Below are 24,484 nucleotides of genomic sequence, written 5' to 3'. Positions count from 1 at the left end.
GAGGGGCGGCGGAAGGGTTTCGTGGAGCCCTCTCCCCACTCCCGGACCTGAAGAGGGCAGATGACAGGGCAGATGACACAGACCACCCGCCACGCGATCCGGCTGACCTCCGTCAGCCGCCGGTACGGCCGGGGCGACGGCGGCGTGACCGCCCTGGACGACGTCTCGCTGGCCTTCGCGCGCGGCACGTTCACGGCGGTCATGGGCCCGTCCGGCTCGGGCAAGTCGACGCTGCTGCAGTGCGCGGCCGGCCTGGACCGGCCGACCTCGGGCTCGGTGCGCATCGGTGACACGGAACTCACCGGTCTGAGCGAACGCCGCCTGACGCTGCTGCGCCGCGAACGCGTCGGCTTCGTCTTCCAGTCGTACAACCTCCTGCCCTCCCTGACCGCCGAGCAGAACGTGGCCCTGCCGCTGCGCCTGTCCGGCCGGCGGGTGTCGCGGGCACGCGTGCGTGAGGCGCTGCACCGGGTCGGCCTGGGCGACCGGGCCCGGCACCGGCCCTCCCGGCTCTCCGGCGGCCAGCAGCAGCGCGTCGCCGTGGCCCGCGCCCTGGTCACCCGCCCCGAGGTGCTGTTCGCGGACGAGCCCACGGGTGCGCTGGACTCCCGCACGGGCGGGGAGGTGCTGCGTCTGCTGCGCGCGTCGGCCGACACGGAGGCGGCGACGATCGTCATGGTCACGCACGACCCGGTGGCCGCGTCGTACGCCGACCGTGTCGTGTTCCTGGTGGACGGGCGGGTGCACGGGGAGGCGGCGGGGGCGCCCGCGACGGAGATCGCGACGCGTATGGCGACGCTGGAGAGTCCGCGGGAGGGCGACGGGGAGGGCGGGGACGGCGGAGCGGGTGGCGCGCGAGCCGTGCGGAGCGGCGCGGGGGCGTGCGGATCGGGAGGGCACGGCGCGGGGGCGTGCGGCTCGGTGGTGTGCGGCGCGGGGGTGTCCTCGTGCTGATCCTCGCTCTGCGCACGCTGCGCTGCCGTTGGACCGCCTTTACGGGCAGTTTCGTCGCCCTGTCCCTGGGGGTGACCCTGCTCGCGGTCATGGGCCTGGCGCTCGCCGCGGTCGCGCGCGCCGCCCCGGAGAGTGACGCGGAGGCGGCCACGACGCTCAACGCCCTGTTCGGGACGGCCGGCGGCGTGACCGGTTTCGTCGCCGTGTTCGTCGTGGCGTCGACGTTCGCGTTCACGGTGGCGCAGCGCCGCCGTGAGTTCGGCCTGCTGCGCGCCGCGGGTGCCACACCGGGGCAGATCCGCCGGACGGTTCTTGCGGAGGCGCTCGTCGTGGGCGTGGCGGCGTCCGTGTCCGGCTGTGCGCTGGGGGCGTACGCCGCCCCGTGGCTGGCGGCACGGCTGGTGGCGGGAGGCGTCGCGCCCGCCTGGTTCACGATCGGCGACGGCCTGGTGTGGCCGTACCAACTCGCCTTCTGGACCGGTCTGTCGGTGGCACTGTCCGGCGCGACGGCCGCGTCCTTCCGGGCCGGCCGCATCCCGGCGACGCAGGCCCTGCGCGAGGCGTCGGCCGAGGAACGCCCCCTGACCCGGGGCCGACTGCTGTGCGGGGCGGCCCTGTTGGCGACGGCGGCACTCACCCTGGCCTTCGCGCTGCTGACGGACCCGGGCGACCTCCTGCACCGCAAGACGTACGTGAGCCGCCCGATGCTCCTCATCACGGCGACGGCCCTGCTGTCACCGCTCCCGCTCCTTCCGCTGCTCCGGCTGCTGGCCCCGCGGGGCGTGCTGGTCCGCGAGAACACCACGGCCGCCCTGCGTCGCACCTCGGCCCTCGCCGCCCCCGTCCTGGTCACGGTGGCCCTCACCGGCTCCCTCCTCGGCGCCACGGCCACCCTGGACGCCGCCCGCGCGGCGGAGGCGCGGGAGCGGACGCGGGCCGACTTCGTGGTGACGTCCCAGGCGGGCTTCACCGCCCGGACGCTCGGCCGTCTGCGCGCGGTCCCGGGCACCACGGTCTCCCCGCTGTCGTCGGGCTCCGTCCACGTCCTGGAGGAGGGCGTGGCCCTGGTCGGGTCCGAGGCGCACGCTGCCGATCCCGGCCTCCTGGCCGCGACGACGAGCCTTCCCCTGGCGGCGGGCCGTCTCGCCGACCTGGACGACGACTCGATCGTCGTCAACGAGGAGTGGGAGCGGCACACGGTCGGCTCCCGCGTCACCGTCCGGCTCGGCGACGGCACCTCCAAGTCGCTGCGCATCGCGGCGGTGATGCCGGTCGGCACAGGCGGCAACGGGGTGTACGTGACCCCTGCGAACATCGCGGGCGCGCCCGTGGACCGGGTCGACGTGAAGGTGACGGAGACGGGGCCGGGGCCGGGCCGCTCGACGGAACGGGCCCTGCGTCAGGCCGTCGCGGCGACGGACGCGAAGGTCCTGTCCCGGGAGGCGTGGCTACGGGCGTCCTACCCCACGGCAGGCTTCACGGACGCCGACGGGCCGACCCGTCTCGGCCTCCTCCTGGTCCTCGGGATCGCCCTCCTGTACACGGCGATCTCCCTCGTCAACACCCTGCTGATGGCCACCGCCGACCGCACCCGCGAACTGGTCTCCCTGCACCTCGTCGGCGCCACGACCGGTCAGGTCCTCCGTCTGGTCGCCGCGGAGGCCCTCACGGTGGTCGCGGCGGGCGCGCTCCTGGGTCTCCTGGTGACCGTCCTGAACCTCGGCGGCATGGGGAGCGCCCTGGCCCTCCAATCGGCGCCGGTCGCGATCCGGCTGCCCTGGCCGGAACTCGCCTCGGTCACCGCCGCGTGTGCCGCCCTGGCCGTCGTCGCGGCGGTGCTCCCGGCGGGCCTGGCGCTTCACCGTCACTTCCGGACATGGCAAAGGGCCCGTTCCTGATTCCCAGGAACGGGCCCTTCATGTTGTGTGGACCTGTGGGGATTTGAACCCCAGACCCCCTCGATGCGAACGAGGTGCGCTACCAGACTGCGCCACAGGCCCTTGCAACGAGTGAAACTCTAGCACCCTGATCGGGGTGCTTGGAAATCCGTTCCCCGGCCCCCCGGGCGGAGGCCCACCCAGGTCGGGCGGGTGGGCGGCTCCGGGCCCCGCCGTCCTACTCGTTGGCGGCGCGGGGCCGCTCGCCGTCCTCGTACTGGTCGAAGAGCGGCGTGCGTCCCCGCTCCCGCGACCGGCGCGCGGAGGCGGCCCGACGGGCGTCGCTGCGTCCGTCGCCGTCGACCCCGTCCGCCGTGTCCTCCGCGCCCGCCGCCTCGTCGCCGGTGACGGCGTCCGCGGTCACGGCGTCGTGCCCGTGCTGCCCGGCGCCGGTCTCGGCGCCACGTCCTTCACGGTCGCCCACCGAGCTCGACCGCGCCGAACTCCACGCGTCCGGCGCTCCGAGGTCCACGTCCGAGGTCGCCCGCGGCGCGACCGGCGCGGTCACGTACGTGGGCAGCGGCACCGGGACCGGGTCCCAGCTGTCCCCGTGCCCGGGGCGCCGCTGCCGCTCACGCTGCTGGTCCACCCATTCGGCGTGGTCGGTCTGCTCGACGAGGGCGCGCCGGTCCGCGGCGAGCGCCGACAGACCGGTGTCCTGCTCGGCCTCTGGTCCCTCGTCCGGCTCGTCGGCGTCGGCGGGGGCCTCGGCGGCGGGGCGCCTGCGCGGCTGGCGCGCGCGCTCCTTCAGCCGCTGCGCGGCGGCCTCGGCGCGCTGCCGGTCCATCTGGTAGGCAAAGCGGCGCCGTTCCTGGGTGCGCAGGTAGGCGATGTACCCGCTGAGCAGGACGGCGGGCACGCCGGGCGCCCACAGGAACGCGAGCCCGCCGACGGCGGCGACGACCGCACCGAGCGTGAAGCCGATGAAGAGCATCACGGTGGTGCGCCTGCGGCGCGCGAGCACCTTGGTGCGCCGGGCGCGAGCCGCGGCGGCTTCCGAGGCGGGCGTGCGCCGCGCGGCCGGTACACGCTTGCGCGCGGGCGCGGAGGCCGATGCCTGCGCCGGGGCGCTGCGTGGCGCGGGCGCCGGCTCGGCCGGTCTCGCCCGCGCCGGTTCGCGCGTCACTTCCTTACGTGCTGGTGCCTGCGCCTGTGCCGGAGCCGGCGCCTGCGCTTCCGCGCGCGCCGGGATGTCCGCGCGCACCTGCGGGCGCGTCGGAGGCATGGCGAAGGCCCGGACGTCCACCGAATCGGTGACCGCGTCCGGGTCGACGGCGCTGGGCTCCTCCTCGTCGGTGGAGCGCGCCCGCAGGTCCTTGGCGTACCGACGCTCCATGCCCGCCCGTCCGGACAGCAACCGGATGGCTGTGCTGAAGCGTTCCGTCGGACGGGCCTCGTTCAGCTCGTCCTGCCTACGGAGCCACATCGGCACCAAGTAGGCGGCCCAGGCCCCGACAATGACTGCGTAGATGAGGCCGCTGCTGCTCACGCCTCACACGGTAGAGGGGTTTGCGTGAGGCCATCTGCCAATTGGGCCGGTGTGTCGCACGATCTGGCTGATATTTCGAGCTTTTTTTGTGAACGATGCGATCAGCGGGCCGCCGAGCGGGCGAATTTAATGCCCGGAGACGGCCTCCGTTCGATCATTCTCGAACATTTATTCAATTTTCTGGGTTCCTGGGCTATGCGGGGTTCCCCGGGGAGCTGTGCGGAGCCTTCCGCGCACGTGCCCGCCGCCATCGGGCGAGCAGCCCTTCCGGCACCTCTTCCGCCGTGAGCGCGAAGACGAGGTGGTCCCGCCAGGCGCCGTCGATGTGGAGATAACGGGGCCTGAGCCCCTCCTCGCGGAATCCGAGTTTCTCCACGACCCGTCGGCTGGGCCCGTTCTCGGGGCGAATGCAGACCTCGATGCGGTGCAGACCAACGGTCCGGAAACCGTGGTCCACGACGAGCGCGACAGCGGTCGGCATCACCCCGCGGCCGGCCACCGACTCGTCCACCCAATAGCCGATGTGGCCCGAGCACATCGATCCCCAGGTGATCCCGGCGACGGTCAACTGGCCTACGAGACGGCCCTCGTACTCGATGACGAAGGGCAGCATCCGGCCCGCGTTCGCCTCGGAGCGCAGGTGCCGCACCATCTGCCGGTAGGTCGGCCGGTGGGCGATCGGCCCGCTGGGGGTGGGCGGCGGGATGGTCGCCTCCCAGGGGCGCAGCCAGTCGCGGTTGCGCCGGTTGACCTCGCGCCAGGCCCGCTGGTCGCGCAGCCTTATCGGCCGGAGGACGACATCGCCGTCCCGCAGCACGACGGGCCAGGATGGGCTGTTCAGCTCGCACCCCCAGTGGCTGCGCCGGGTCTCGGGTGATCGCCGCCGCGGAGCTGGTCGACGGCGTGGACCAACAGGGGCTCCAGGACGGCCAGTCCGTCCTTCACCCCACCGGTGGAACCCGGCAGGTTGACGATCAGTGTGCGCCCCGCGACCCCGGCCAGTCCCCGGGACAGCGCGGCGGTCGGCACCTTGTCCCGTCCGAACGCCCGGATGGCCTCCGCGATGCCCGGCACCTCGTGGTCGATGACGGCGCGGGTCGCCTCGGGGGTGCGGTCGGTGGGCGAGATGCCCGTGCCGCCGGTGGTGACGACGACGTCGTACCCGGCGTCGGCCGCGGCCCGCAGCGCCGCCTCCACGGGGTCCCCGTCGGGCACGACCTGCGGCCCCTCGACGGTGAACCCGAAGCCCCTGAGGCCCTCGGCGATCAGCGGGCCGCCCTTGTCCTCGTAGACACCGGCGGCGGCGCGGTTGGACGCGGTGACGACGAGCGCGCGGTAGGGCGCGCGCACGGACTCGTGCGCCCCGGCGCTCACGCCCGGCTCCAGTCGCCCGACTTGCCGCCGGTCTTCTCCTCCACGCGCACGTCCGTGATGACCGCTCCCTTGTCGACCGCCTTGACCATGTCGATCACGGTGAGCGCGGCGACGGAGACCGCGGTGAGCGCCTCCATCTCGACGCCCGTGCGGTCCGTGGTCCTGACGGTGGCCAGGATCTCCACGGCGTCGTCCGCGACCGACAGATCCAGTTTCACACCCGAGACCGCCAGAGGGTGGCACAGCGGGATCAGGTCGGGGGTGCGCTTGGCTCCCATGATGCCCGCGATCCGCGCGGTGGCGAGGGCGTCGCCCTTGGGGACGCCCTCACCGCGCAGCAGTTCGATCACGCGGGGCGAGACGAGGACGCGGCCACTGGCGCGGGCGGTGCGCGCGGTCACGTCCTTCCCGGATACGTCGACCATGCGGGCGGCCCCCGCCTCGTCGATGTGCGTCAGTCGGTCCTGCGTACTCATGCTGTGCGGCGCTCCCGGTCACGGCTCTGCGCGGTGCGGCGCGCGCGGGCCTGTCGTGCGCGACACGGTACCGCCAACCAGGAGCACTCAGCCGAGCAGGACCACCTCGACCTCGGCGCCGGGTTCGACGGACTCCACGTCCTCCGGTACGACGATCAGCGCGTCCGCGCGGGCGAGGGCCGCCACGAGGTGCGAGCCGGCGCCGCCGACGGGCGTCACCGTGCCGTCGGCGTACGTCCCGCGCAGGAACTGACGGCGCCCCTTCGGCGAGGTCAGCGCCTTGCCGGTGGTCAGCGTCGCGCGCGTGCGCGGCCGGTGCACAGCGGTGAGCCCCATGAGGGTGCGGATCGCGGGCCGCACGAACAGCTCGAAGGAGACGTACGACGACACGGGGTTGCCGGGGAGCGCCAGCAGCGGGGTGCGGTCGGGGCCGACGGAGCCGAACCCCTGGGGCTTGCCGGGCTGCATGGCGAGCTTGCGGAAGTCGACCCCGCGCGCCGGTCCCTGTTCGCCCTCGTCACCGTCACCCTCTGCGTCCTCCTCCCCGAGGGACGTCAGCGCCTCCTTGACGACGTCGTACGCCCCGACGCTCACCCCGCCCGTGGTGACCATGAGGTCGGCGCGGACGAGTTGGTCCTCGATGGTGGAGCGCAGCGTCTCGGCCTCGTCGGCGACGGCGCCCACGCGGTAGGCGATGGCGCCGGCGTCACGGGCAGCGGCGGTGAGGGCGAAGCTGTTGGAGTCGTAGATCTGGCCGCCGGTCAACTGCTCGTCGGGCTGGACGAGTTCGCTGCCGGTGGACATGACGACCACGCGCGGGCGCGGGCGTACGCGAACCGTGCCGCGGCCGATCGCGGCGAGCAGGGCGATCTGGGGCGGGCCGAGGACTGTGCCGGCCGCGAGGGCGAGGTCACCCTCGCGTACGTCGCTGCCCGCCGCGCGCACGTGCGCGCGTGCTTCGGCGGGCCGGTACACGCGTACCTGGCCCTCGGCGAGGTCGGGGGCCTGGGCGCGGGCGCGCATGCCGGTGACCGGGCCCTCTCCGAGGCCTCCGTCGGTCCACTCGACGGGGACGACGGTCTCGGCGCCGGGCGGCAGCGGGGCGCCGGTCATGATGCGGGCGGCCTGGCCGGGGCCGACGTGGAGCAGTTCGGACTGGCCCGCCGCGACGTCCCCGACGACGTCCAGGACGGCGGGCCGCGCCTCGCTCGCGCCCGTGACATCGGCGACCCGTACCGCGTACCCGTCCATGGAGCTGTTGTCGAACGGCGGCAGGGAGACCGGCACCATGACGTCGTCGACCAGGACGCAGCCCTGGGCGTCGAGGAGTTGCAGCTCGATGGGTTCGAGGGGGCGGACGGTCGCGAGGATGTCCTCCAGGTGTTCGTCCACCGACCAGAGACGGTCCTGGCCGGTGGTGCGCGGCGCGGCGTTGCTCAACGTTGCTACATCTCCTCGGCTACGAAACTGCGAAGCCAGGTCCGGAAGTCCGGGCCCAGGTCTTCACGTTCGCACGCGAGTCTGACAATGGCACGCAGATAGTCGCCACGGTCTCCGGTGTCATAGCGGCGGCCCTTGAAGACGACGCCGTGCACCGGGCCGCCGACCTTCTCGTCCGCGGCGAGCTGCTGGAGGGCGTCGGTGAGCTGGATCTCGCCGCCGCGGCCCGGCTCGGTCTGCTGCAGTATGTCGAAGATGTGCGGGTCGAGGACGTAGCGGCCGATGATCGCGTAGTTCGACGGGGCGTCGGCCGCGGACGGCTTCTCCACCAGGTCGTGGACCTTGACGACGTCGCCGTCCTCGGTGGCGTCGACGGCCGCGCATCCGTAGAGGTGGATCTGCTCGGGCGCGACCTCCATGAGCGCGACGACGCTGCCGCCGCGCTGCTCCTGGACCTCGACCATCCGCTTGAGCAGCGGGTCGCGCGGGTCGATGAGGTCGTCGCCGAGGAGGACGGCGAACGGCTCGTGTCCCACGTGCGGGGCGGCGCACAGGACGGCGTGACCGAGGCCCCGGGGGTCGCCCTGACGCACGTAGTGCATCGTCGCCAGGTCGCTGGACTCCTGCACCTTCGCGAGCCGTTGGGCGTCGCCCTTCTTCTGAAGGGCGGACTCCAGCTCGTAGTTGCGGTCGAAGTGGTCCTCGAGGGGGCGCTTGTTGCGGCCCGTGATCATGAGGACGTCGTCGAGGCCGGCGGAGACGGCCTCCTCGACCACGTACTGGATCGCCGGCTTGTCGACGACCGGCAGCATCTCCTTGGGAGTGGCTTTGGTCGCCGGCAGGAACCGTGTACCCAGGCCTGCGGCAGGGATGACAGCCTTGGTGATCCGAGGGTGCGACTGAGTCATGCCCGCAACCATATCCGGTGCCTTTGTTCGGAATCTGAGGCCCCGGTTAATAAGACCTGATATGAGCGTATTGAAGCGGGGCAGGAGCGATCTTTGAGCCACATCGGACGTTCGGCTGACCCTGACAAGCCGATGTTGCGGCGAGAAATCCTCACGGTGAGGAGCAGGTTGACGGCCGATGACATGCGGAAGGCGGCGTTCGCGCTGGCCGACCGGGCGCTGGAACTGCCCGAGTTGGCGCGGGCGCGCACCGTGGGGGCGTACGTCTCGGTGGGGAGCGAGCCCGGCACGCTCGCGCTGCTGGACGCGCTGCACGCGCGGGGCGTGCGCGTCCTGCTCCCCGCGCTCCTGCCCGACAACGACCTGGACTGGGGTGCCTACACGGGCGCCGACTCCCTGGCGCGCGTCCAACATGGCGGAAAAATGGCACTCTTCGAGCCTTCGGGCGAACGCTTCGGGCCCGACGCCATCGTTTCCGCGGACGCGGTCCTGCTCCCGGGCCTGGCGGTCGACGGGCGCGGCATGCGTCTGGGGCGCGGCGGAGGGTCGTACGACCGCGTGCTCGCCCGGCTGGAGCGTGCGGGCACGCATCCCGCGCTGGTGGTGCTGCTCTACGACCGGGAGGTCGTGGAGCGCGTCCCGGTGGAGGCGCACGACCGGGCGGTGGACGCGGTGGTGACGCCGTCGGGCGTGCGCCGCTTCGGCGGCCCGGCGGTGTGACGCATGCGAAGGGGCCCTCCACGCGTGCGTGGAGGGCCCCTTCGTGTGGTCTGCCGTCAGCGGGTCACGGCTTCAGGACCAGGGTGTCGCTCGTGCTCGCGTCGACCGCGTCCTTGCTGAAGGACCAGTCGAGCAGCTCACCGTTGGCCCACTTGTCGGTCTGGTCGGTGTAGTGCGAGCTGTAGGCGTGCCCGGAGGCGCCGGTGAGGTTGATCCACTTCGACTTGTCGAGGTCGCCGAGGTTGACCACCATCCGCATCGAGGGCACCCAGATGACGCCGTAGCCTCCGGCCGCGTTCCAGCCGGTCGCGTTGACCGTGGCCTCGCCGCCGCTGAGCTTCCAGGGGCCGCGGTTGAGGATGTACTGGAGGTAGCCGGGGCCCGCGGTACCGAGGGTCTGGTTCTTCAGGAACAGGCGGTGCAGCCTGCCCCAGCTCCAGGTGTCGATGTCCTTGCCGAGCTTGGAGGTCAGCTCCCAGCGGGCGTCGATCATGGCCCGCTTGAAGAGCTGGTCGCGGTTGTCGGCGGCCGGGCGGTCACCCACGCCGGCGGGCGTCTTCCACCAGTCGCTGTCCTCGTCGTCCATGAGGTTGCGCACGACCTCGAACCAGCGGTCGCCGCCGTCCGGCTGCGCCTGGTCGGCGTCGCGCTGACCGCACTCGCGGACGTCGGTGTCCTCGTCGACCGGCCCGGTGCTGTCGGCCTTCTTGACCCACAGGCACTGGCCCTCGACGCGCAGCTCCTTGGGCAGCTTGTTGCCGAAGGCGAGCTTCAGGATGTTGCGCCACACCGAGTTGAAGTAGGCGGCGGCGGCGGAGTCGGCGTCCTGGGTGTAGTCCCAGCCCTCCAGCAGCTTCTGCGCCTCGCGGACGTCCTTGTCGTCGATGTCGATCTTCAGCAGCTTGGGCACGAGCAGCTTGGCGATCTCGCTGCTGTTGTCGAGCTGCATCTGCCGCATGTCGTCGGTGGAGATCTTGCCGCCGTCGTCGATCTTCGACTGGATCAGGTCGGTGATCCGCTGGCTGCGGGTGCCGTAGCCCCAGTCCGTGGTGAGCGTGTAGGGGTACTTGTCCTCGTCGACCACGGCCTGGTTGGCGGTGACGATGTAGCCGCGCTCCGGGTTGTACTCGTAGGGCAGCTCGTCCTGCTGGATCCAGCCGGTCCAGCGGTAGTCGGAGTCCCAGCCGGGCGCCGGGACGGAGCCGTCGTGGTTCTTCCCGCGCGTGGGGATCTTCCCGGGCAGTGTGTAGCCGATGTTCTTGCTGTCGGCGTAGACGAGGTTCTGCGAGGGCACGTCGAACAAGGCCGCCGCGGCGCGGAAGTCGTCCCAGTCGGCGGCCTTGTCCATGGCGAAGACGGCGTCCATGGTGGTGCCGGCGTCCAGGGCGGTCCAGCGCAGCGCGATGCCGTAGCCGTCGCCGCGGTCGGGCGCGGAGGTCTCGACGCCCGCCTTCTGGCCGACCTTGACGAGTTCGTCACTGCGGTCGGAGAGCAGGGGGCCATTGTTGGTCTCGCGGACGACGATCTTCTTGGACGTGCCGCCGGCGACCTTGATGGTCTCCTCGCGCGTCTTGAAGGGCACCGTCTTGCCGTCGTACAGGTAGCCGTCGCCGGAGAGCTTCTCCAGGTAGAGGTCCGTGACGTCGACACCGGAGTTGGTCATGCCCCAGGCGATGTCCTGGTTGTGGCCGATGACCACACCGGGCATGCCCGCGAAGGTGTAGCCGGTGACGTCGTACTGGCACGTCGCGGAGACGGTGCGGCAGTGCAGGCCCATCTGGTACCAGACGGACGGCAGCGAGGCCGTGAGGTGCGGGTCGTTGGCGAGCAGCGGCTGGCCCGTGATGGTGTGGGCGCCGGAGACGACCCAGGAGTTGGAGCCGATGCCGTTGCCGTTCACGCCGACGGCCGTCGGTACGTCGTCCAGGACGTCCTGGAGGCCCGAGAGCTGGCTCGTGAGCGCCTCGGAGGCCGTGGACGTGCCCGTGCCGGTCGAGCCGCTCGCGGAGGTCCCTGAGCCGGACGAGGAGCCGTTCTGCTCGAACGTCTGGGTGAGCTCGTCGTACTGGCCCTCCTGGACGATCGCTTTGTTCCGGCTGTACGGGTAGTCCGGGTACAGGTCGGCGATCTGCTTGGGGCCGAGGCGGCTGGTCATCAGGGAGCGGTCGATCTCGTCCTGCATGTTGCCGCGCAGGTCCCAGGCCATCGCCTTAAGCCACGCGACGGAGTCGACCGGGGTCCACTTCTCTGGCTTGTAGTCGTTCACGAAGCCGAGAGCCGCGTACTCCAGGGAGATGTCCTTGCCGTCCTTGCCGGACAGGTAGGCGTTGACTCCCTTGGAGTAGGCCTGGAGGTACTTCTTCGTGGAGGCCGACAGCTTGGTGTCGTACTCCTCCTGCGCGATCCGGTCCCAGCCGAGGGTGCGCAGGAACTCGTCGTCGGAGACCTGGTCCTTGCCGAACATCTCGGACAGGCGTCCGGAGGTCATGTGCCGGCGCACGTCCATCTCGTAGAACCGGTCCTGCGCCTGGACGTAGCCCTGCGCCATGAACAGGTCCTCGTCGGTGGAGGCGTAGATCTGCGGGATGCCGTAGCCGTCCCGCTTCACGTCGACCGGTCCCGACAGGCCTTCGAGCGTGATCGAACCCTTGGTCTGCGGGAAGGAGGCGCGCACGGTGCTGATGGACCAGTAGGCGCCGTAGGCGAGTCCTCCGATGATGGCCAGCACCAGGACGAGGACGATCAGACGGGCTTTGCGCCCCTTTTTCCGGCCGGACTTGCCGGGCTTGTGACCCGTTGACGCGGTGGTGTTGGGGGGCATCGCTGTCCTTGCTGTCCTTACGCGAGCGGCAGGGCGGTCTGTCCTCTTGAATGAGCGCTGGAGCAACCATAGGCGCAGCGCTCTGCGCCACTTGACGCGGAGTCGGGTACCCGGGCGTGCAGGCGTTCGATCTTGCCTCGCCTAGCGTCAAGAAATCGTCAAGAGTTAGGTAAGGTAATGAAGTACTTGGGTGCGGAGATCCGTCATCTTCGTGTCCTGTGTACGTGAGCCCACGCGCGTGATGCGCCTGGGTCAGGGAAGGGAACAGCCGCTGACCGTCCACCACCTCAACCAGCTCCTGCTCGTCTGCTCGCTCGTCCTGCTCGTCGCCGTCGCAGCGGTCCGGATCTCCTCGCGCAGCGGGCTCCCCAGCCTGCTCGTGTATCTGGGCATCGGCATCGCCATGGGCCAGGACGGCATCGGCGACATCCACTTCGACAACGCCGAACTGACCCAGGTCATCGGATACGCGGCCCTGGTCGTGATCCTGGCCGAGGGCGGTCTGGGCACGAAGTGGAAGGAGATCGAACCCGTCCTGCCGTCCGCCACCGCGCTGGCACTGGCCGGAACGGCGGTGAGCGTCGGTGTCACGGCGACGGCCGCGCACTACCTGGTCGGCCTCGACTGGCGCCAGGCCCTCATCATCGGGGCGGTGGTGTCCTCGACGGACGCCGCGGCGGTGTTCTCGGTGCTGCGCAGAATCCCGCTCCCCGCGCGCGTGACGGGCACGCTGGAGGCCGAGTCCGGCTTCAACGACGCCCCGGTGGTCATCCTGGTCGTCGCCTTCTCCACGGCCGGCCCGGTCGAGCACTGGTACGTGCTGATCGGCGAGATATTGCTGGAGCTGGCCATCGGCGCCGCCCTCGGCCTCCTGGTCGGCTGGCTGGGCTCCTGGGGCCTGAGGCACGTGGCACTGCCCGCCTCCGGTCTCTACCCGATCGCCGTGATGGCGATCGCGGTCACGGCGTACGCCGCGGGCGCGCTCGCGCACGGCAGCGGCTTCATCGCCGTCTATCTCGCCGCCATGGTCCTCGGCAACGCCAAACTGCCGCACTGGCCCGCCACGCGCGGGTTCGCCGAAGGGCTCGGCTGGCTCGCCCAGATCGGCATGTTCGTCCTGCTCGGGCTGCTGGTCACCCCGCACGAACTGGGCGACGACGTGGTGCCCGCCCTCGTCATCGGCCTGGTCCTGACGATGGTGGCGCGCCCGCTGAGCATCGTGGCGTGCCTCATGCCGTTCCGGGTGCCCTGGCAGGAGCAGACCCTCATGTCCTGGGCGGGACTGCGCGGGGCCGTGCCCATCATCCTGGCGACGATCCCCATGGTGCAGGGCGTCAGCGGCAGCGGCCGCATCTTCAACATCGTCTTCGTCCTGGTCGTCGTCTACACCCTCGTCCAGGGGCCGACGCTGCCCTGGCTGGCCCGCAAGCTGCGCCTGGGCGAGGGGGCCGAGGCCGCCGACCTGGGCATCGAGTCGGCGCCGCTGGAGCGACTGCGCGGCCATCTGCTGTCCGTCGCGATCCCGGACGGCTCCCGGATGCACGGCGTCGAGGTCAACGAGCTCCGGCTGCCCGCCGGTGCCGCCGTCACGCTCGTCGTCCGCGACGAGAAGTCGTTCGTCCCGCTGCCCACGACGGTGCTACGGCGCGGGGACGAACTGCTCGTCGTCACCACGGACCCGGTGCGCGACGCGGCGGAGAGGCGACTGCGCGCGGTGGGCCACGGGGGCAAGCTGGCGGGGTGGCTGGGCACGGACGAGGACGCGCCGCGATCGTGAGGGGCGCACAGCGCGGCACCCGCGCCCTACGGCGCCGTGCCGTGCCCGGCCGTTCCGTTAAGGGCGTGTTTCGCACAGTTCACACCCCCGCCATTCGCAGGTGAACGGCGCCATGGTGCTCGTTTTCACAGGATCGTCGATCATTGATCCCTGTACGATGAAGGCGCACCCTGATCGAACCAACTCTGCCTGACGCAGAGCTGGCGCGACCGTATGGCGGCCGGGACCCCTCGCAGTAGGCGCCGGTATCTACCGCAGTTCCGCGCAAGAGGACAGCTCTCGGCGCCCCCGCACGGGCGCGCTACCAGGCGGCAGAAAGGCACGGGCCGTGGAATCCACGGTCACCACCGAGCCGTCGAAGGACACGCCGGCTCCGTCGTCCTCCTCCCGCGCGGGATACGGGCGGCTGCTGCGCACGCGGGGCGCCTGGACGTTCCTGCTCCCCGGCTTCGCCGCCCGCCAGCCCTTCGCGATGCTGACGATCTCCATCGTGCTGCTCGTGCAGCACACCACCGGCTCGTACGGCGCCGCGGGCGCCGCGGCGGCCGTCACCGGCGTCTCCATGGCGGTGTTCGCGCCCTACAGCGGGCGTCTCGCGGACCGCTACGGGCAGCGCACGGTGCTGATCCCCGGCGTGCTGGTGCACACGCTGTCGGGTCTCACACTGACCGCGCTCGCCCTCGCGCACGCGCCCCTGTGGGCGCTGTTCGTCGCGGCCGTGCCAACGGGCGCCTCGGTGCCGCAGATCGGCCCGATGGTGCGCGCCCGCTGGGGCGTGAAGCTCCAGGGCTCGCCACTGATGACCACGGCGGCGGCCTTCGAGTCCGTGACCGACGAGCTGACCTTCGTCGTGGGCCCGCTGCTGGCCACCGCGCTGTGCACGGCCGTCGACCCGGCCGCGGGCTTGATGACGGAGGCCGCGCTGACCCTGGTCGGCGGTCTGCTGTTCGCCGCGCAGAAGAGCACGCAGCCCGAGGTCTCCCCCGACGGGCACGCGCGCGTGGAGCACACCTCGGCACTGCGGGTGCCCGGCGTGCGCGTGCTGATCGTGACGTTCCTGGGCATCGGCACCGTCTTCGGCGGCATGCAGGTCTCGCTGGCCGCGTTCACCGAGTCGATCGGCGAGCCCGGCCTGAACGGCGTGCTGTACGGAGTGTTCGCGGCGGGCAACATGCTCTCCGGTGTCGTGTGCGGCGCGATCGCCTGGAAGGTCGCCCCGCAGCGGCGCCTGCTGGTCGGGTACGGCGCGCTCGCGCTGACGGCGTCCGGACTGTGGGCCGCGCACTCCGTGCTCACGCTGGCCGGGCTGGGCCTGCTGGTCGGCATGAGCATCGCGCCCGCGCTGATCACCGGTTACACGCTGGTCGAGAGTCTGGTGCCCGCGGGCGCACGCACCGAGGCGTTCACCTGGCTGACGGGCGCGGTGGCTCTCGGGCAGGCCGGCGCCGTCACGGTCGCCGGTCAGCTGGAGGACCGCTTCTGGGACGGTGCAGGATTCCTGGTCCCGATGGGCGGCACACTGATCGCCCTGACGACGCTCCTCGCACTGCGTTCGCGGCTCGCTCCGCCGTCCCGGAGCCGTACCGTCGCACGTGGCGTGGGTCACCGCGTGCCGGTGGCGGTGGACTGATCCTCAGGAATACGTCACTATGGACCGTCGTTAGCACTCATTGAGTGAGAGTGCCAGGAGGAAGACAGTGCCGACCTACCAGTACCAGTGCACCGAGTGCGGCGAGGGCCTCGAGGCGGTGCAGAAGTTCACCGACGACGCTCTGACCGAGTGCCCGAACTGCGGTGGCCGCCTGAAGAAGGTGTTCTCCGCGGTCGGAATTGTCTTCAAGGGCTCCGGCTTCTACCGGAACGACAGCCGCGGCTCCTCGTCGAGCAGCTCGCCGGCGTCGTCGAAGCCGTCGACGTCCTCTTCGTCCACCTCGACGTCGTCGTCCTCGTCGGACTCGAAGCCGTCGAGCGGCAGCTCCTCCTCCAGCAGCAGCAACACCTCCGCCGCCTGAGGACTCACGCTCACAGGACCCCGTCGTCGTGACGACGACGGGGTCCTCGGCGTTTCCTGAGCCGCCCCCGGCTCCGTGCCGGGGCCAGCTACTGTGCGGGGCATGGCGAACGCAGAGATCGGCGTGATCGGCGGCTCGGGCTTCTACTCGTTCCTCGACGACGTGACCGAGATCCAGGTGGACACTCCGTACGGGTCGCCCAGCGATTCCCTCTTCCTCGGCGAGATCGCGGGCCGACGGGTCGCTTTCCTTCCACGGCACGGGCGTGGGCACCATCTGCCGCCGCACCGGATCAACTACCGGGCGAACCTGTGGGCGCTGCGGTCGGTCGGGGCGCGCCAGATCCTCGGGCCGTGCGCGGTGGGCGGTCTGCGGCCCGAATACGGTCCAGGCACACTGCTGGTGCCGGATCAGCTCGTCGACCGGACGAAGTCGCGGACGGGGACGTACTTCGACGGGCTGCCGCTGCCCGGCGGGGCCGTGCCCCACGTGGTGCACGTGTCGCTGGCCGACCCGTCCTGCCCGGTGGGGCGGGCGTCGGCGCTGAAGGCCGCGCGCGGGCGGGACTGGGAGGCGGTGGACGGCGGGACCCTGGTCGTGATCGAGGGGCCCCGGTTCTCGACGCGCGCGGAGTCCGTGTGGCACCGGGCCCAGGGCTGGTCGGTGGTGGGCATGACCGGCCATCCCGAGGCGGCGCTCGCCCGTGAACTGGAGCTCTGTTACACGTCGTTGACGCTGGTCACCGATCTGGACGCGGGCGCGGAGACCGGAGAGGGCGTCTCGCACGACGAGGTGCTGCGAGTGTTCGCGGCGAACGTGGACCGGCTGCGGGGCGTGCTGTTCGACGCGGTGGCCGCATTGCCGTCGAACGAGGAGCGGGACTGTCTGTGCGCCAGGGCACTGGGCGGCATGGATCCCGGATTCGAACTGCCGTGATCCCGGCCAGTCCCTCCCGCGACCCGTTCCCGGGCCCGGGAACGGGAACGGGTCGCGGGAGGGATGGGCCGGGAGCCGGCTGACGGACGAACGGGGCGGAACTCCTCCTTCGGGTGACGGAGTTGTCCACAATCGGCCGGTGGTCCACCTGTCCCGGCGGGATTCGGCGCGAGGCCGCATCGTGGCCTTGCCGGTCGATCCGTCGTCACAGGTCAGGTGGTGGTTCCCATGTCCTTCGCGCTGTCTTCCCACGCTCTCTCCCCATCCGGTTCGCGTCTCCCATCCGCTTCTCCTCCTCCCCTGTCCGCTGCTCCGCTCCCTCCTCCTTCCGCCCTCGGCCCTCATCCGCCGGGGCCCGACGCGCCCCCGACGTGCGCGGTGCCGCACTTCGCTCCGGTGCGGGTGCGCGGCGGGCGGTATCAACTGGCCCGTCTCGCAAGGCATCGCAGGCGTGCGGTGGCGGCGGGGCTCGCAGTGACGGCCGCCGCGCTGGTGGCGGTCGGTCCGGCCGGCGCGGAGGGGACACGCGGGCAGCCGGTGACCGAACCGGCGCGGGAGCGGCGCACGGTCGAGATGGTGACGGCGCCGGTGCGGATCGCCGACGCGGCCACGGTTCTGCTGCTGCGGGCCGGAGACCGGGTCGACGTCATCGCGGCGGAGGCGTCGGCGAGGGGCGATGACGCCCTCGTGGTCGCGCGCGGGGCTCAGGTCAAGGAGGTGCCGGAGCCGTTGGAGGGCGCCGCGGAGAGCGGGGCGCTCGTCGTGCTCTCGGTGCCGCGTTCCACCGCGGCACGTCTGGCCGGGGCGAGCGCGACGGCACGGCTGGCGGTGACGCTGTGTTGAGCCATGCGCTTCGGATCGTCAGTGAGTGGCTGTCAAGTCCCTCGTTCGAGCTACCTGATTGGACACGCTGGGCGCGCGGTGACGTAGGTTGCGGAACTGTTTGTTCCACAGCCTGTGCGTGCGAGGAGAGTCCCCTAGGTGAGCGAGAAGAAGGAACCGAGTCTCTTGGCGGGCTTCAAAGCCTTCCTGATGCGCGGGAACGTCGTCGATCTGGCCGTGGCGGTCGTCATCGGAGCCGCCTTCACCAACATCGTGAACGCGGTGGTGAAGGGGCTCATCAATCCGCTCGTCGGAGCGATCGGCACGCAGAACCTCGACAGCTACAGCTCGTGTCTGAGCGACAGCTGCTCGGGCGACCAGGGCATCCAGCTCCTGTGGGGCTCGGTGCTCGGCGCGACGCTGAGCTTCGTGATCACGGCGGCGGTCGTGTACTTCCTGATGGTGCTGCCGATGGCGAAGTACCTGGCTCGCGTGGAGGCCCGCAGGAAGGCCAAGGAGGGCACCCACGAGGTCATCGAGGTGACCGAGCTGGAGGTCCTCAAGGAGATCCGCGACGCGCTGGTCGCGCAGCGCGGCTCCGGACACAGCGAGCGCTAGCGGTCGGCGGCACGGCGGTCCGTCTGCTCTGGCGGGCCGCCGTGCGGTCGGTTCAGATGCGGGCCGCCGTACGGTCGGCTCAGATGTGGTGGGGCGGCTTCTCGTCGAGGAAGCGCTTCAGATCCGCCGCGCTGTCCGAGCCGGTCGCCTCGCCCCAGCCCCGGTCGGTGTCGTCCGAGGACTGCTGGTCCAGCGGGTCGCCGAAGATCAGCGACGGCTTCGGGGTGCGCGGCTCGGGGTCGGGGGTCGTGCTCATGCGTCCAGGGTACGGCCCTGGCGGCGGCCGGGGTCCCGGCGCGGGCAACGGGGTCCGGCCTCCTCGCACCGGCGAGGGCTCACACCGTGTACAGACCGTGGGCCTCGAAGACGCCTCTGGCCAGGGCGGTCCGCTCGGGGGTGGGGCAGGGGGTGTCCCGCAGGGGGAAGGGACGGCCGAGGGCCTGCCACTTGGCCTCGCCGAGCTTGTGGAAGGGCAGGACGTCGACGCGGCTGACGTTGCCGAGCGAGGCGGCGAAGGCGGCGACACCGGCGATGTTGTCGGGGGCGTCGGTCAGACCGGGCACCAGGACGAAGCGGACGTGGACCTCCTTGCCGAGGTCGGCGAGGCGCCGGGCGAAGTCGAGAGTCGGCTCCAGGGGGCGGCCGGTGACCTTCCGGTAGGTGGCGCGGTCCCAGGACTTGATGTCGAGCAGGACCAGGTCGGTGTCGCGCAGCAGGGCGTCGGTGGCGCGCACGCCGAGGAAGCCCGAGGTGTCCAGGGCGGTGTGCAGGCCGAGTTCATGCTTGAAGCGGTGCAGCAGCTCGCCCGTGAAGACGGGCTGGAGCAGCGGCTCTCCCCCGCTGACGGTGGCGCCCCCGCCCGCGGCGGCGATGAACCGCGTGTACTTGCCGGCTTCGGCGACGATCTCGTCGGCCGCGGTGCGCTTGCCGTCGCGCATCCGCCAGGTGTCGGGGTTGTGGCAGTACAGGCAGGTCAGCGGGCAGCCGGACAGGAACGTCACGAAGCGGGTGCCGGGGCCGTCGACGCCGGTCGACAGGTCCCACGAGTGGACCGAGCCGACCACCGGGCGTCGCATCGCCGCGGCGGCGGGAGTGGCGGGGCCGGTGCGGCCGGCGGCGCCGGCGGGTCCAGGGGTGACGGCCGGGGCGGACCTCGTGGCGGAGGTGCCGCCGCCCGGCGTCGCCGTGCCCGGCGCGGGCGGAAGAGGCGTGGTCATCGCGCTGCTCCCTTACAGCGATCCGTGGAAGGTGCGGTTGATCACGTCGAGCTGCTGCTCGCGCGTGAGGCGGATGAAATTGACCGCGTAGCCCGAGACTCGGATCGTGAGCTGCGGGTACAGCTCGGGGTGCTCCATCGCGTCCTGGAGGGTCGCCCTGTCGACGACGTTGACGTTCATGTGGAAGCCGCCGCTCGCCATGTAGCCGTCGAGGACGCCGGAGAGGTTGGCGACGCGTTCCCCGGGGGCGCGGCCCAGGGCGTCCGGGGTGATGGTGTTGGTCAGCGAGATGCCGTCCTCCGCGTCGTCGTAGGGGAGCTTGGCGACGGAGAGCGCCGAGGCGATGTACCCGTGTTCGTCGCGGCCGTTCATGGGGTTCGCGCCGGGCGCGAAGGGTGCGCCCGCGCGGCGGCCGTCGGGGGTGTGGCCGGTCTTCTTGCCGTAGACGACGTTCGAGGTGATCGTCAGGACCGACTGGGTGTGCACGGCGTCGCGGTACGTCGGGTGGCGGCGGATCTCCTGCATGAACTCGTGGACGATCCAGCGTGCGAGGTCGTCGGCCCGGTCGTCGTTGTTGCCGTACGCCGGGTAGTCGCCCTCGACGACGTAGTCGACGGCGAGGCCCGTTTCGTCGCGGACGACCTTCACGCGCGCGTGCTTGACGGCGGACAGGGAGTCGGCGGCGACGGACAGGCCGGCGATGCCGCAGGCCATGGTGCGCAGGATCTCCCGGTCGTGCAGGGCCATTTCGAGGCGCTCGTAGGCGTACTTGTCGTGCATGTAGTGGATGACGTTGAGCGCGTGGACGTAGGTCTTCGCGAGCCAGCCGAGCATCGCCCGGTAGCGGGCGAGGACGGTGTCGTGGTCGAGGTACTCGTCGGTGACGGGTTCGAAGCCCTCGACGACGGTCTTGCCGGAGATCTCGTCGCGGCCGCCGTTGATGGCGTACAGCAGGGCCTTGGCGACGTTCACGCGGGCGCCGAAGAACTGCATCTGCCGGCCCACGGCCATCGCGGAGACGCAGCAGGCGATGGCGGTGTCGTCGCCGTACTTGGGGCGCATGACGTCGTCGGACTCGAACTGCAGGGCGCTGGTGTCGATGGCGACCTGGGCGGCGTACTTCTTGAAGGCCTCGGGCAGGCGCGGGGACCACAGGACGGTGAGGTTCGGTTCGGGGGCGGGGCCGAGGTTGTAGAGGGTGTGGAGGGCGCGGAAGGTGGTGCGGGTGACCAGGGGGCGCCCGTCCTCGCCGAGGCCCGCCATGGACCAGGTGACCCAGGTGGGGTCGCCGGAGTAGAGCTCGTTGTACTCGGGAGTGCGCAGGAAGCGGACGATGCGGAGCTTGATGACGAAGTCGTCGACGAGTTCCTGCGCCTGGGTCTCGGTGAGCAGGCCGCGTTCGATGTCCCGCTGGAGGTAGATGTCGAGGAAGGCGTCGACGCGGCCGAGGGACATGGCGGCGCCGTTCTGTTCCTTCACGGCGGCCAGGTAGGCGAAGTAGAGCCACTGGACGGCCTCTCGGCCGGTGCGGGCGGGGCCGGAGATGTCGTACCCGTAGGAGAGGGCCATGACCTTGAGTTCTTCGAGGGCCCGGATCTGCTCGGAGATTTCCTCGCGTTCCTGGATCACCTCCGCACTCGGCCACTCGACTTCGACTGCGCTTTTGTCCGCTCGCTTTGCGACGACGAGCCGGTCGACGCCGTAGAGGGCGACGCGGCGGTAGTCGCCGATGATGCGGCCGCGGCCGTAGGCGTCGGGCAGGCCGGTGATGATGCCGGAGGAACGGCAGGCACGGATCTCGGGCGTGTAGGCGTCGAAGACTCCGTCGTTGTGGGTCTTGCGGAGCTTGGTGTAGATCTCCCGGACGGCGGGGTCGGGCTCGTAGCCGTAGGCGGCCAGGGCGTTCTCGACCATGCGCCAGCCGCCGTTGGGCATGATGGCGCGCTTGAGCGGAGCGTCGGTCTGGAGGCCGACGATCAGGTCCAGGGCGGGGTCGATGTAGCCGGGCGCGAAAGCGTCGATGCGCGAGGGCGTGGTGACGTCGACGTCGTGGACGCCGCGTTCGATCTCGGTGGGGAACATCGTGAGGAGCTCGTTCCAGACCCGGGTGGTGCGCTCGGTGGGGCCGGTGAGGAAGGAGGCGTCGCCCTCGTAGGGGGTGTAGTTGCTCTGGACGAAGTCTCGGACGGCGATGGCGTCGCGCCACAGGCCGCCGCGGAAACCTCTCCAGGCGTCCTCGGGGGCCTCCGCCGGGAGGGCTGTCGGGAGGGCCGTCTCCTTGGCAGGGGTGACGGTCGGGGTGTGCGCAGGGGTGGCAGTCATGGCCCGGACCTTCCGCGTCGCTTCGTCGGTACGGCTCCATTGCACGCCCGCGCGGGCGGGTCCGGGGGCCGCGTTGGTCCCGACTCGGGGGACAAAGGTCCCGGGGGTGACGGGCCCGGACGGCGGAAGCAGCGGCTGACCTGGGATTTCCTGCGGCCCTTTGGACCCTCGTCCGCTTGTGAATCCATTCACAAGATTTTTGGGGCGGCATCTGATCTGCTTGGACGCATGACGTCCCGTTCGACTCCGCCCCCGGCGCACTCCGGCGCGCCCGCATCCAGCAGTCCGCTGCGCAGGCTCATCGCCCGCGGACGCGACGAGGCCCACCGGGTCGCGTCGCCGCTGGAGCTCTTCTTCGACCTCTGTTTCGTCGTGGCCATCGCGCAGGCGGGCGTGCAGCTCGTGCACGCGGTCGCCGAGTCGCACGCCGGCGAAGGCATCCTCAACTACGCGATGGTCTTCTTCGCCATCTGGTGGGCGTGGATGAACTTCTCCTGGTTCGCGTCGGCGTACGACAACGACGACGTGCTCTACCGGGTCGTCACCCTCGTCCAGATCGCCGGTGTGCTGGTGCTCGCCGCGGGGATCTCCCGGGCCTTCGAGGACCACGACTTCCTGGCCGTCTGGCTGGGTTACGCGATCATGCGGCTCGCCATGTCCGCGCAGTGGATACGGGTGGCCCTGTCGAGCGAGGGCCCGGAACGGACGATGGCCCTGCGGTACGCGACCGGCGTGCTGCTCTGCCAGGTCGGCTGGCTCGGCCTCGTGGTGCTGCCCGAGGACGTGCGGCCCTGGGTGTTCCTGGTGATGGCGGTCCTCGAGGTGTGCGTGCCGCTGTACGCGGAGAAGGACTACAACACGTCCTGGCACCCGCACCACATCGCCGAGCGGTACGGACTGCTCACGATCATCGTCCTCGGCGAGACGATCGCCGCGGCCACGATCGCCGTGAAGTCCGCCGTGGACGAGCACGACGCGCTCGGTGAGCTGCTGCCGATCGCCGCGGGCGGGCTGCTGGTCATCTTCTCCGCCTGGTGGATCTACTTCGCGGTGCCGATCCACGGCCATCTGCGCTCCAGCCGGCAGGCGTTCCTGTGGGGCTACGGCCACTACCTGATCTTCGCCTCGGCGGCGGCGATCGGGGCGGGCCTGGAGGTGGCGGTCGAGCAGGCCGTGGGCAAGGCGCACATCTCCACGCTGGCGGCTTCGGCGGCCGTGACCCTGCCGACGGCGCTGTTCCTGCTCACCGTCTGGGCGCTGCACTCACGCCACTTCAAGATCGGGATCGCCCAGCAGCTCGTACTGCCGGTCACAGCGCTCCTGGTGATCCTCTGCACGTTCCTCGGCGACTGGGCCGTCCTCGCGGCTGGCATCGTCTCGGGGCTCGCGGTGGCGGTCGGAGTGGCGCTCACGGCGCGCTCGGCGGGCGGGGAGCGCGAAACGCACGGTGAGACGGCGCCCGTCGCGTGAGGTGACGGGTGGGGCGCCGCGGCGGTGCCCGGGCCGGCTCTGGACGAGACTGGGATCATGACAGTTGACGCTCTGACGGACGTCGCCGGTGTGCGCGTGGGACACGCGACGCGCACCGGGGGCGGCTGGCTCACCGGCACCACCGTCGTCCTCGCCCCGGAAGGCGGGGCCGTCGCCGCCGTCGATGTCCGCGGCGGCGGGCCCGGCACCAAGGAGACCGACGCCCTCGATCCGCGCAACGTCGTGCAGCGGGTCGAGGCGATCGTGCTGACCGGGGGCAGCGCGTACGGGCTCGACGCGGCGTCCGGCGTGATGGCGTGGCTGGAGGAGCGGGGGCGCGGGGTGCGGGTCGGGGAGGACCCGACGCACGTCGTCCCGGTGGTGCCCGGGGCGTGCCTCTTCGACCTGGGGCGCGGCGGCGACTTCCGGGCGAGGCCGGACGCGGCGACAGGGCGGGCCGCGGTCGAGGCGGCGGCCGCGAGCGAGGCCGGGGCGCGGGTGGCCGAAGGAGGCGTGGGGGCCGGTACGGGCGCCGTGGTCGGGCAGATAAAGGGCGGGGTCGGGAGCGCGAGCGTCGTTCTGGGCTCGGGGATCACGGTCGCCGCGCTGGTGGTGGTCAACGCGGCGGGGTCCGTGATGGAGCCCGGGACGGGCGCGCTGTACGGGGAGTTGCTCCAGGGGCGGGTGGAGTACCCGTCGGCGCCGGTCCACGAGGCCGCGCGCCGGCGCCTGGCCGAGACCGCGGCGAAGAACGCGCCGCCCCTGCTGAACACCACGCTCGCGGTCGTGGCCACCGACGCGGACCTGTCCAAGGCGCAGGCGCAGAAGCTCGCCGGGACGGCGCACGATGGCATCGCGCGCGCCGTGCGGCCCGTGCACCTCCTGAACGACGGAGACACCGTGTTCACGCTGGCGACGGGTCGGCGCGCGCTCGACGCCGAGCACCCCCTCGCACTGAACGAGCTGCTGGAGGCGGGCGCCGATCTGGTGACGCGGGCCATCGTGAAGGCGGTGCGCGCGGCGGAGTCGGTGCGTGCCGGGGGCGGGGAGTGGCTGTCGTACGGGGAGTTGTACGGGGGTCGGTGACGCGGGCGGCGACCGGCCTTGCCCTGAAGGGGACTTGGCGGCGCGCGTCCCGTCGTAGGGGGTGCCGGGCGGGGTCGCGCGCCGGTGATTGTCCCGGTTCTGTCA

The 24,484-nt window shown here is 71.5% G+C and carries 21 protein-coding genes and 1 tRNA gene; 11 read left to right on the top strand and 11 right to left on the bottom strand.

The genetic code is table 11. The features are described from left to right. The first annotated feature begins 72 nt into the window (after window positions 1-72). The gene (locus ACIPSE_RS37800) at window positions 73-954 is read left to right on the top strand and encodes an ABC transporter ATP-binding protein (protein WP_401672116.1); all 882 of its coding nucleotides are present in this window, start codon (window positions 73-75) and stop codon (window positions 952-954) included. Continuing rightward, on the top strand, window positions 948-2,852 hold the full coding sequence (locus ACIPSE_RS37795) for an FtsX-like permease family protein (protein WP_401672114.1): 1,905 nt from the start codon (window positions 948-950) through the stop codon (window positions 2,850-2,852). The genes ACIPSE_RS37800 and ACIPSE_RS37795 overlap by 7 nt, the downstream gene beginning before the upstream one ends. A gap of 28 nt (window positions 2,853-2,880) precedes the next feature. On the opposite strand, the gene ACIPSE_RS37790 is transcribed toward ACIPSE_RS37795, so the two are convergent. The 7 genes from ACIPSE_RS37790 to galU form a co-directional block, all read right to left on the bottom strand. After that, window positions 2,881-2,954 (bottom strand) — tRNA-Ala (locus ACIPSE_RS37790). Window positions 2,955-3,069: 115 nt separating this feature from the next. After that, complete coding sequence (glpR, locus tag ACIPSE_RS37785; protein WP_401672112.1) at window positions 3,070-4,380, bottom strand: gephyrin-like molybdotransferase receptor GlpR; 1,311 nt, start codon at window positions 4,378-4,380, stop codon at window positions 3,070-3,072. A gap of 193 nt (window positions 4,381-4,573) precedes the next feature. Further along, window positions 4,574-5,197: a GNAT family N-acetyltransferase gene (locus tag ACIPSE_RS37780; protein ID WP_401672110.1), complete on the bottom strand. Its 624-nt coding sequence runs from the start codon at window positions 5,195-5,197 to the stop codon at window positions 4,574-4,576. 20 nt (window positions 5,198-5,217) lie between these two features. Further along, on the bottom strand, window positions 5,218-5,766 hold the full coding sequence (locus ACIPSE_RS37775; protein ID WP_401672543.1) for a molybdenum cofactor biosynthesis protein B: 549 nt from the start codon (window positions 5,764-5,766) through the stop codon (window positions 5,218-5,220). After that, on the bottom strand, window positions 5,751-6,230 hold the full coding sequence (gene moaC, locus ACIPSE_RS37770) for a cyclic pyranopterin monophosphate synthase MoaC (RefSeq protein ID WP_401672107.1): 480 nt from the start codon (window positions 6,228-6,230) through the stop codon (window positions 5,751-5,753). Before moaC ends, ACIPSE_RS37775 begins: the two co-directional genes overlap by 16 nt. An 87-nt stretch (window positions 6,231-6,317) precedes the next feature. Next, window positions 6,318-7,670 (bottom strand): gephyrin-like molybdotransferase Glp, encoded by a 1,353-nt coding sequence (glp, locus tag ACIPSE_RS37765; RefSeq protein ID WP_401672105.1) that lies wholly within the window; start codon window positions 7,668-7,670, stop codon window positions 6,318-6,320. Window positions 7,671-7,675: 5 nt separating this feature from the next. Then, entirely contained in the window at window positions 7,676-8,578 is a 903-nt protein-coding gene (gene galU, locus ACIPSE_RS37760; RefSeq protein WP_401672102.1) for a UTP--glucose-1-phosphate uridylyltransferase GalU, read from the bottom strand. A gap of 132 nt (window positions 8,579-8,710) precedes the next feature. On the opposite strand from galU, the gene ACIPSE_RS37755 reads away from it, so the two are divergent. After that, complete coding sequence (locus tag ACIPSE_RS37755; protein ID WP_401672099.1) at window positions 8,711-9,298, top strand: 5-formyltetrahydrofolate cyclo-ligase; 588 nt, start codon at window positions 8,711-8,713, stop codon at window positions 9,296-9,298. Between the two features lie 64 nt (window positions 9,299-9,362). On the opposite strand, the gene ACIPSE_RS37750 is transcribed toward ACIPSE_RS37755, so the two are convergent. Next, the gene (locus ACIPSE_RS37750; protein ID WP_401672097.1) at window positions 9,363-12,119 is read right to left on the bottom strand and encodes a penicillin acylase family protein; all 2,757 of its coding nucleotides are present in this window, start codon (window positions 12,117-12,119) and stop codon (window positions 9,363-9,365) included. A 241-nt stretch (window positions 12,120-12,360) separates the two neighbouring features. Here ACIPSE_RS37750 and ACIPSE_RS37745 point away from each other — a divergent pair, with 241 nt between their 5' ends. The 6 genes from ACIPSE_RS37745 (at window position 12,361) to mscL (ending at window position 18,284) form a co-directional block, all read left to right on the top strand. Then, window positions 12,361-13,896 (top strand): potassium/proton antiporter, encoded by a 1,536-nt coding sequence (locus ACIPSE_RS37745; protein WP_401672541.1) that lies wholly within the window; start codon window positions 12,361-12,363, stop codon window positions 13,894-13,896. Window positions 13,897-14,224: 328 nt separating this feature from the next. After that, window positions 14,225-15,526, top strand: coding sequence for an MFS transporter (locus ACIPSE_RS37740; protein ID WP_401672095.1), 1,302 nt, complete (start codon window positions 14,225-14,227; stop codon window positions 15,524-15,526). Window positions 15,527-15,593: 67 nt separating this feature from the next. Continuing rightward, on the top strand, window positions 15,594-15,908 hold the full coding sequence (locus tag ACIPSE_RS37735) for an FmdB family zinc ribbon protein (protein ID WP_401672092.1): 315 nt from the start codon (window positions 15,594-15,596) through the stop codon (window positions 15,906-15,908). Window positions 15,909-16,010: 102 nt separating this feature from the next. Then, the gene (locus tag ACIPSE_RS37730) at window positions 16,011-16,844 is read left to right on the top strand and encodes an S-methyl-5'-thioadenosine phosphorylase (RefSeq protein ID WP_401672089.1); all 834 of its coding nucleotides are present in this window, start codon (window positions 16,011-16,013) and stop codon (window positions 16,842-16,844) included. 300 nt (window positions 16,845-17,144) lie between these two features. Continuing rightward, complete coding sequence (locus tag ACIPSE_RS37725; RefSeq protein WP_401672539.1) at window positions 17,145-17,687, top strand: hypothetical protein; 543 nt, start codon at window positions 17,145-17,147, stop codon at window positions 17,685-17,687. A gap of 138 nt (window positions 17,688-17,825) precedes the next feature. Next, window positions 17,826-18,284: a large conductance mechanosensitive channel protein MscL gene (mscL, locus tag ACIPSE_RS37720; RefSeq protein ID WP_401672087.1), complete on the top strand. Its 459-nt coding sequence runs from the start codon at window positions 17,826-17,828 to the stop codon at window positions 18,282-18,284. A 79-nt stretch (window positions 18,285-18,363) separates the two neighbouring features. Here the strand turns inward: mscL and ACIPSE_RS37715 are convergent, their stop codons facing one another. From ACIPSE_RS37715 to pflB, 3 genes are all read right to left on the bottom strand, one after another. Beyond that, complete coding sequence (locus tag ACIPSE_RS37715; protein WP_401672084.1) at window positions 18,364-18,540, bottom strand: hypothetical protein; 177 nt, start codon at window positions 18,538-18,540, stop codon at window positions 18,364-18,366. Between the two features lie 79 nt (window positions 18,541-18,619). Continuing rightward, window positions 18,620-19,360: a pyruvate formate-lyase-activating protein gene (gene pflA / locus ACIPSE_RS37710; protein WP_401672537.1), complete on the bottom strand. Its 741-nt coding sequence runs from the start codon at window positions 19,358-19,360 to the stop codon at window positions 18,620-18,622. Window positions 19,361-19,513: 153 nt separating this feature from the next. Continuing rightward, entirely contained in the window at window positions 19,514-21,823 is a 2,310-nt protein-coding gene (gene pflB, locus ACIPSE_RS37705) for a formate C-acetyltransferase (RefSeq protein WP_401672082.1), read from the bottom strand. Window positions 21,824-22,051: 228 nt separating this feature from the next. On the opposite strand from pflB, the gene ACIPSE_RS37700 reads away from it, so the two are divergent. Beyond that, window positions 22,052-23,293, top strand: a complete 1,242-nt coding sequence (locus ACIPSE_RS37700; protein WP_401672080.1) for a low temperature requirement protein A — start codon at window positions 22,052-22,054, stop codon at window positions 23,291-23,293. 57 nt (window positions 23,294-23,350) lie between these two features. Next, window positions 23,351-24,379 carry a P1 family peptidase gene (locus ACIPSE_RS37695; protein ID WP_401672078.1) on the top strand — a complete coding sequence of 343 codons (1,029 nt, stop codon included), beginning with the start codon at window positions 23,351-23,353 and terminating at the stop codon, window positions 24,377-24,379. Window positions 24,380-24,484 lie beyond the last annotated feature (105 nt).

The sequence above is a fragment of the Streptomyces sp. NPDC090106 genome, from assembly GCF_044747265.1.
Classification (GTDB): Bacteria; Actinomycetota; Actinomycetes; order Streptomycetales; family Streptomycetaceae; genus Streptomyces.
This window is presented reverse-complemented; position numbering and strand designations above follow the sequence as displayed.

Coding starts and splice junctions, on each gene's coding strand:
- ACIPSE_RS37800 (WP_401672116.1), top strand. CDS start 73: ATGACACAGACCACCCGCCACGCGATCCGGCTGACCTCCGTCAGCCGC.
- moaC (WP_401672107.1), bottom strand. CDS start 6,230: ATGAGTACGCAGGACCGACTGACGCACATCGACGAGGCGGGGGCCGCC.
- galU (WP_401672102.1), bottom strand. CDS start 8,578: ATGACTCAGTCGCACCCTCGGATCACCAAGGCTGTCATCCCTGCCGCA.
- ACIPSE_RS37755 (WP_401672099.1), top strand. CDS start 8,711: ATGTTGCGGCGAGAAATCCTCACGGTGAGGAGCAGGTTGACGGCCGAT.
- ACIPSE_RS37750 (WP_401672097.1), bottom strand. CDS start 12,119: ATGCCCCCCAACACCACCGCGTCAACGGGTCACAAGCCCGGCAAGTCC.
- ACIPSE_RS37745 (WP_401672541.1), top strand. CDS start 12,361: ATGCGCCTGGGTCAGGGAAGGGAACAGCCGCTGACCGTCCACCACCTC.
- ACIPSE_RS37730 (WP_401672089.1), top strand. CDS start 16,011: ATGGCGAACGCAGAGATCGGCGTGATCGGCGGCTCGGGCTTCTACTCG.
- ACIPSE_RS37715 (WP_401672084.1), bottom strand. CDS start 18,540: ATGAGCACGACCCCCGACCCCGAGCCGCGCACCCCGAAGCCGTCGCTG.
- pflA (WP_401672537.1), bottom strand. CDS start 19,360: ATGCGACGCCCGGTGGTCGGCTCGGTCCACTCGTGGGACCTGTCGACC.
- pflB (WP_401672082.1), bottom strand. CDS start 21,823: ATGACTGCCACCCCTGCGCACACCCCGACCGTCACCCCTGCCAAGGAG.
- ACIPSE_RS37700 (WP_401672080.1), top strand. CDS start 22,052: ATGACGTCCCGTTCGACTCCGCCCCCGGCGCACTCCGGCGCGCCCGCA.
- ACIPSE_RS37695 (WP_401672078.1), top strand. CDS start 23,351: ATGACAGTTGACGCTCTGACGGACGTCGCCGGTGTGCGCGTGGGACAC.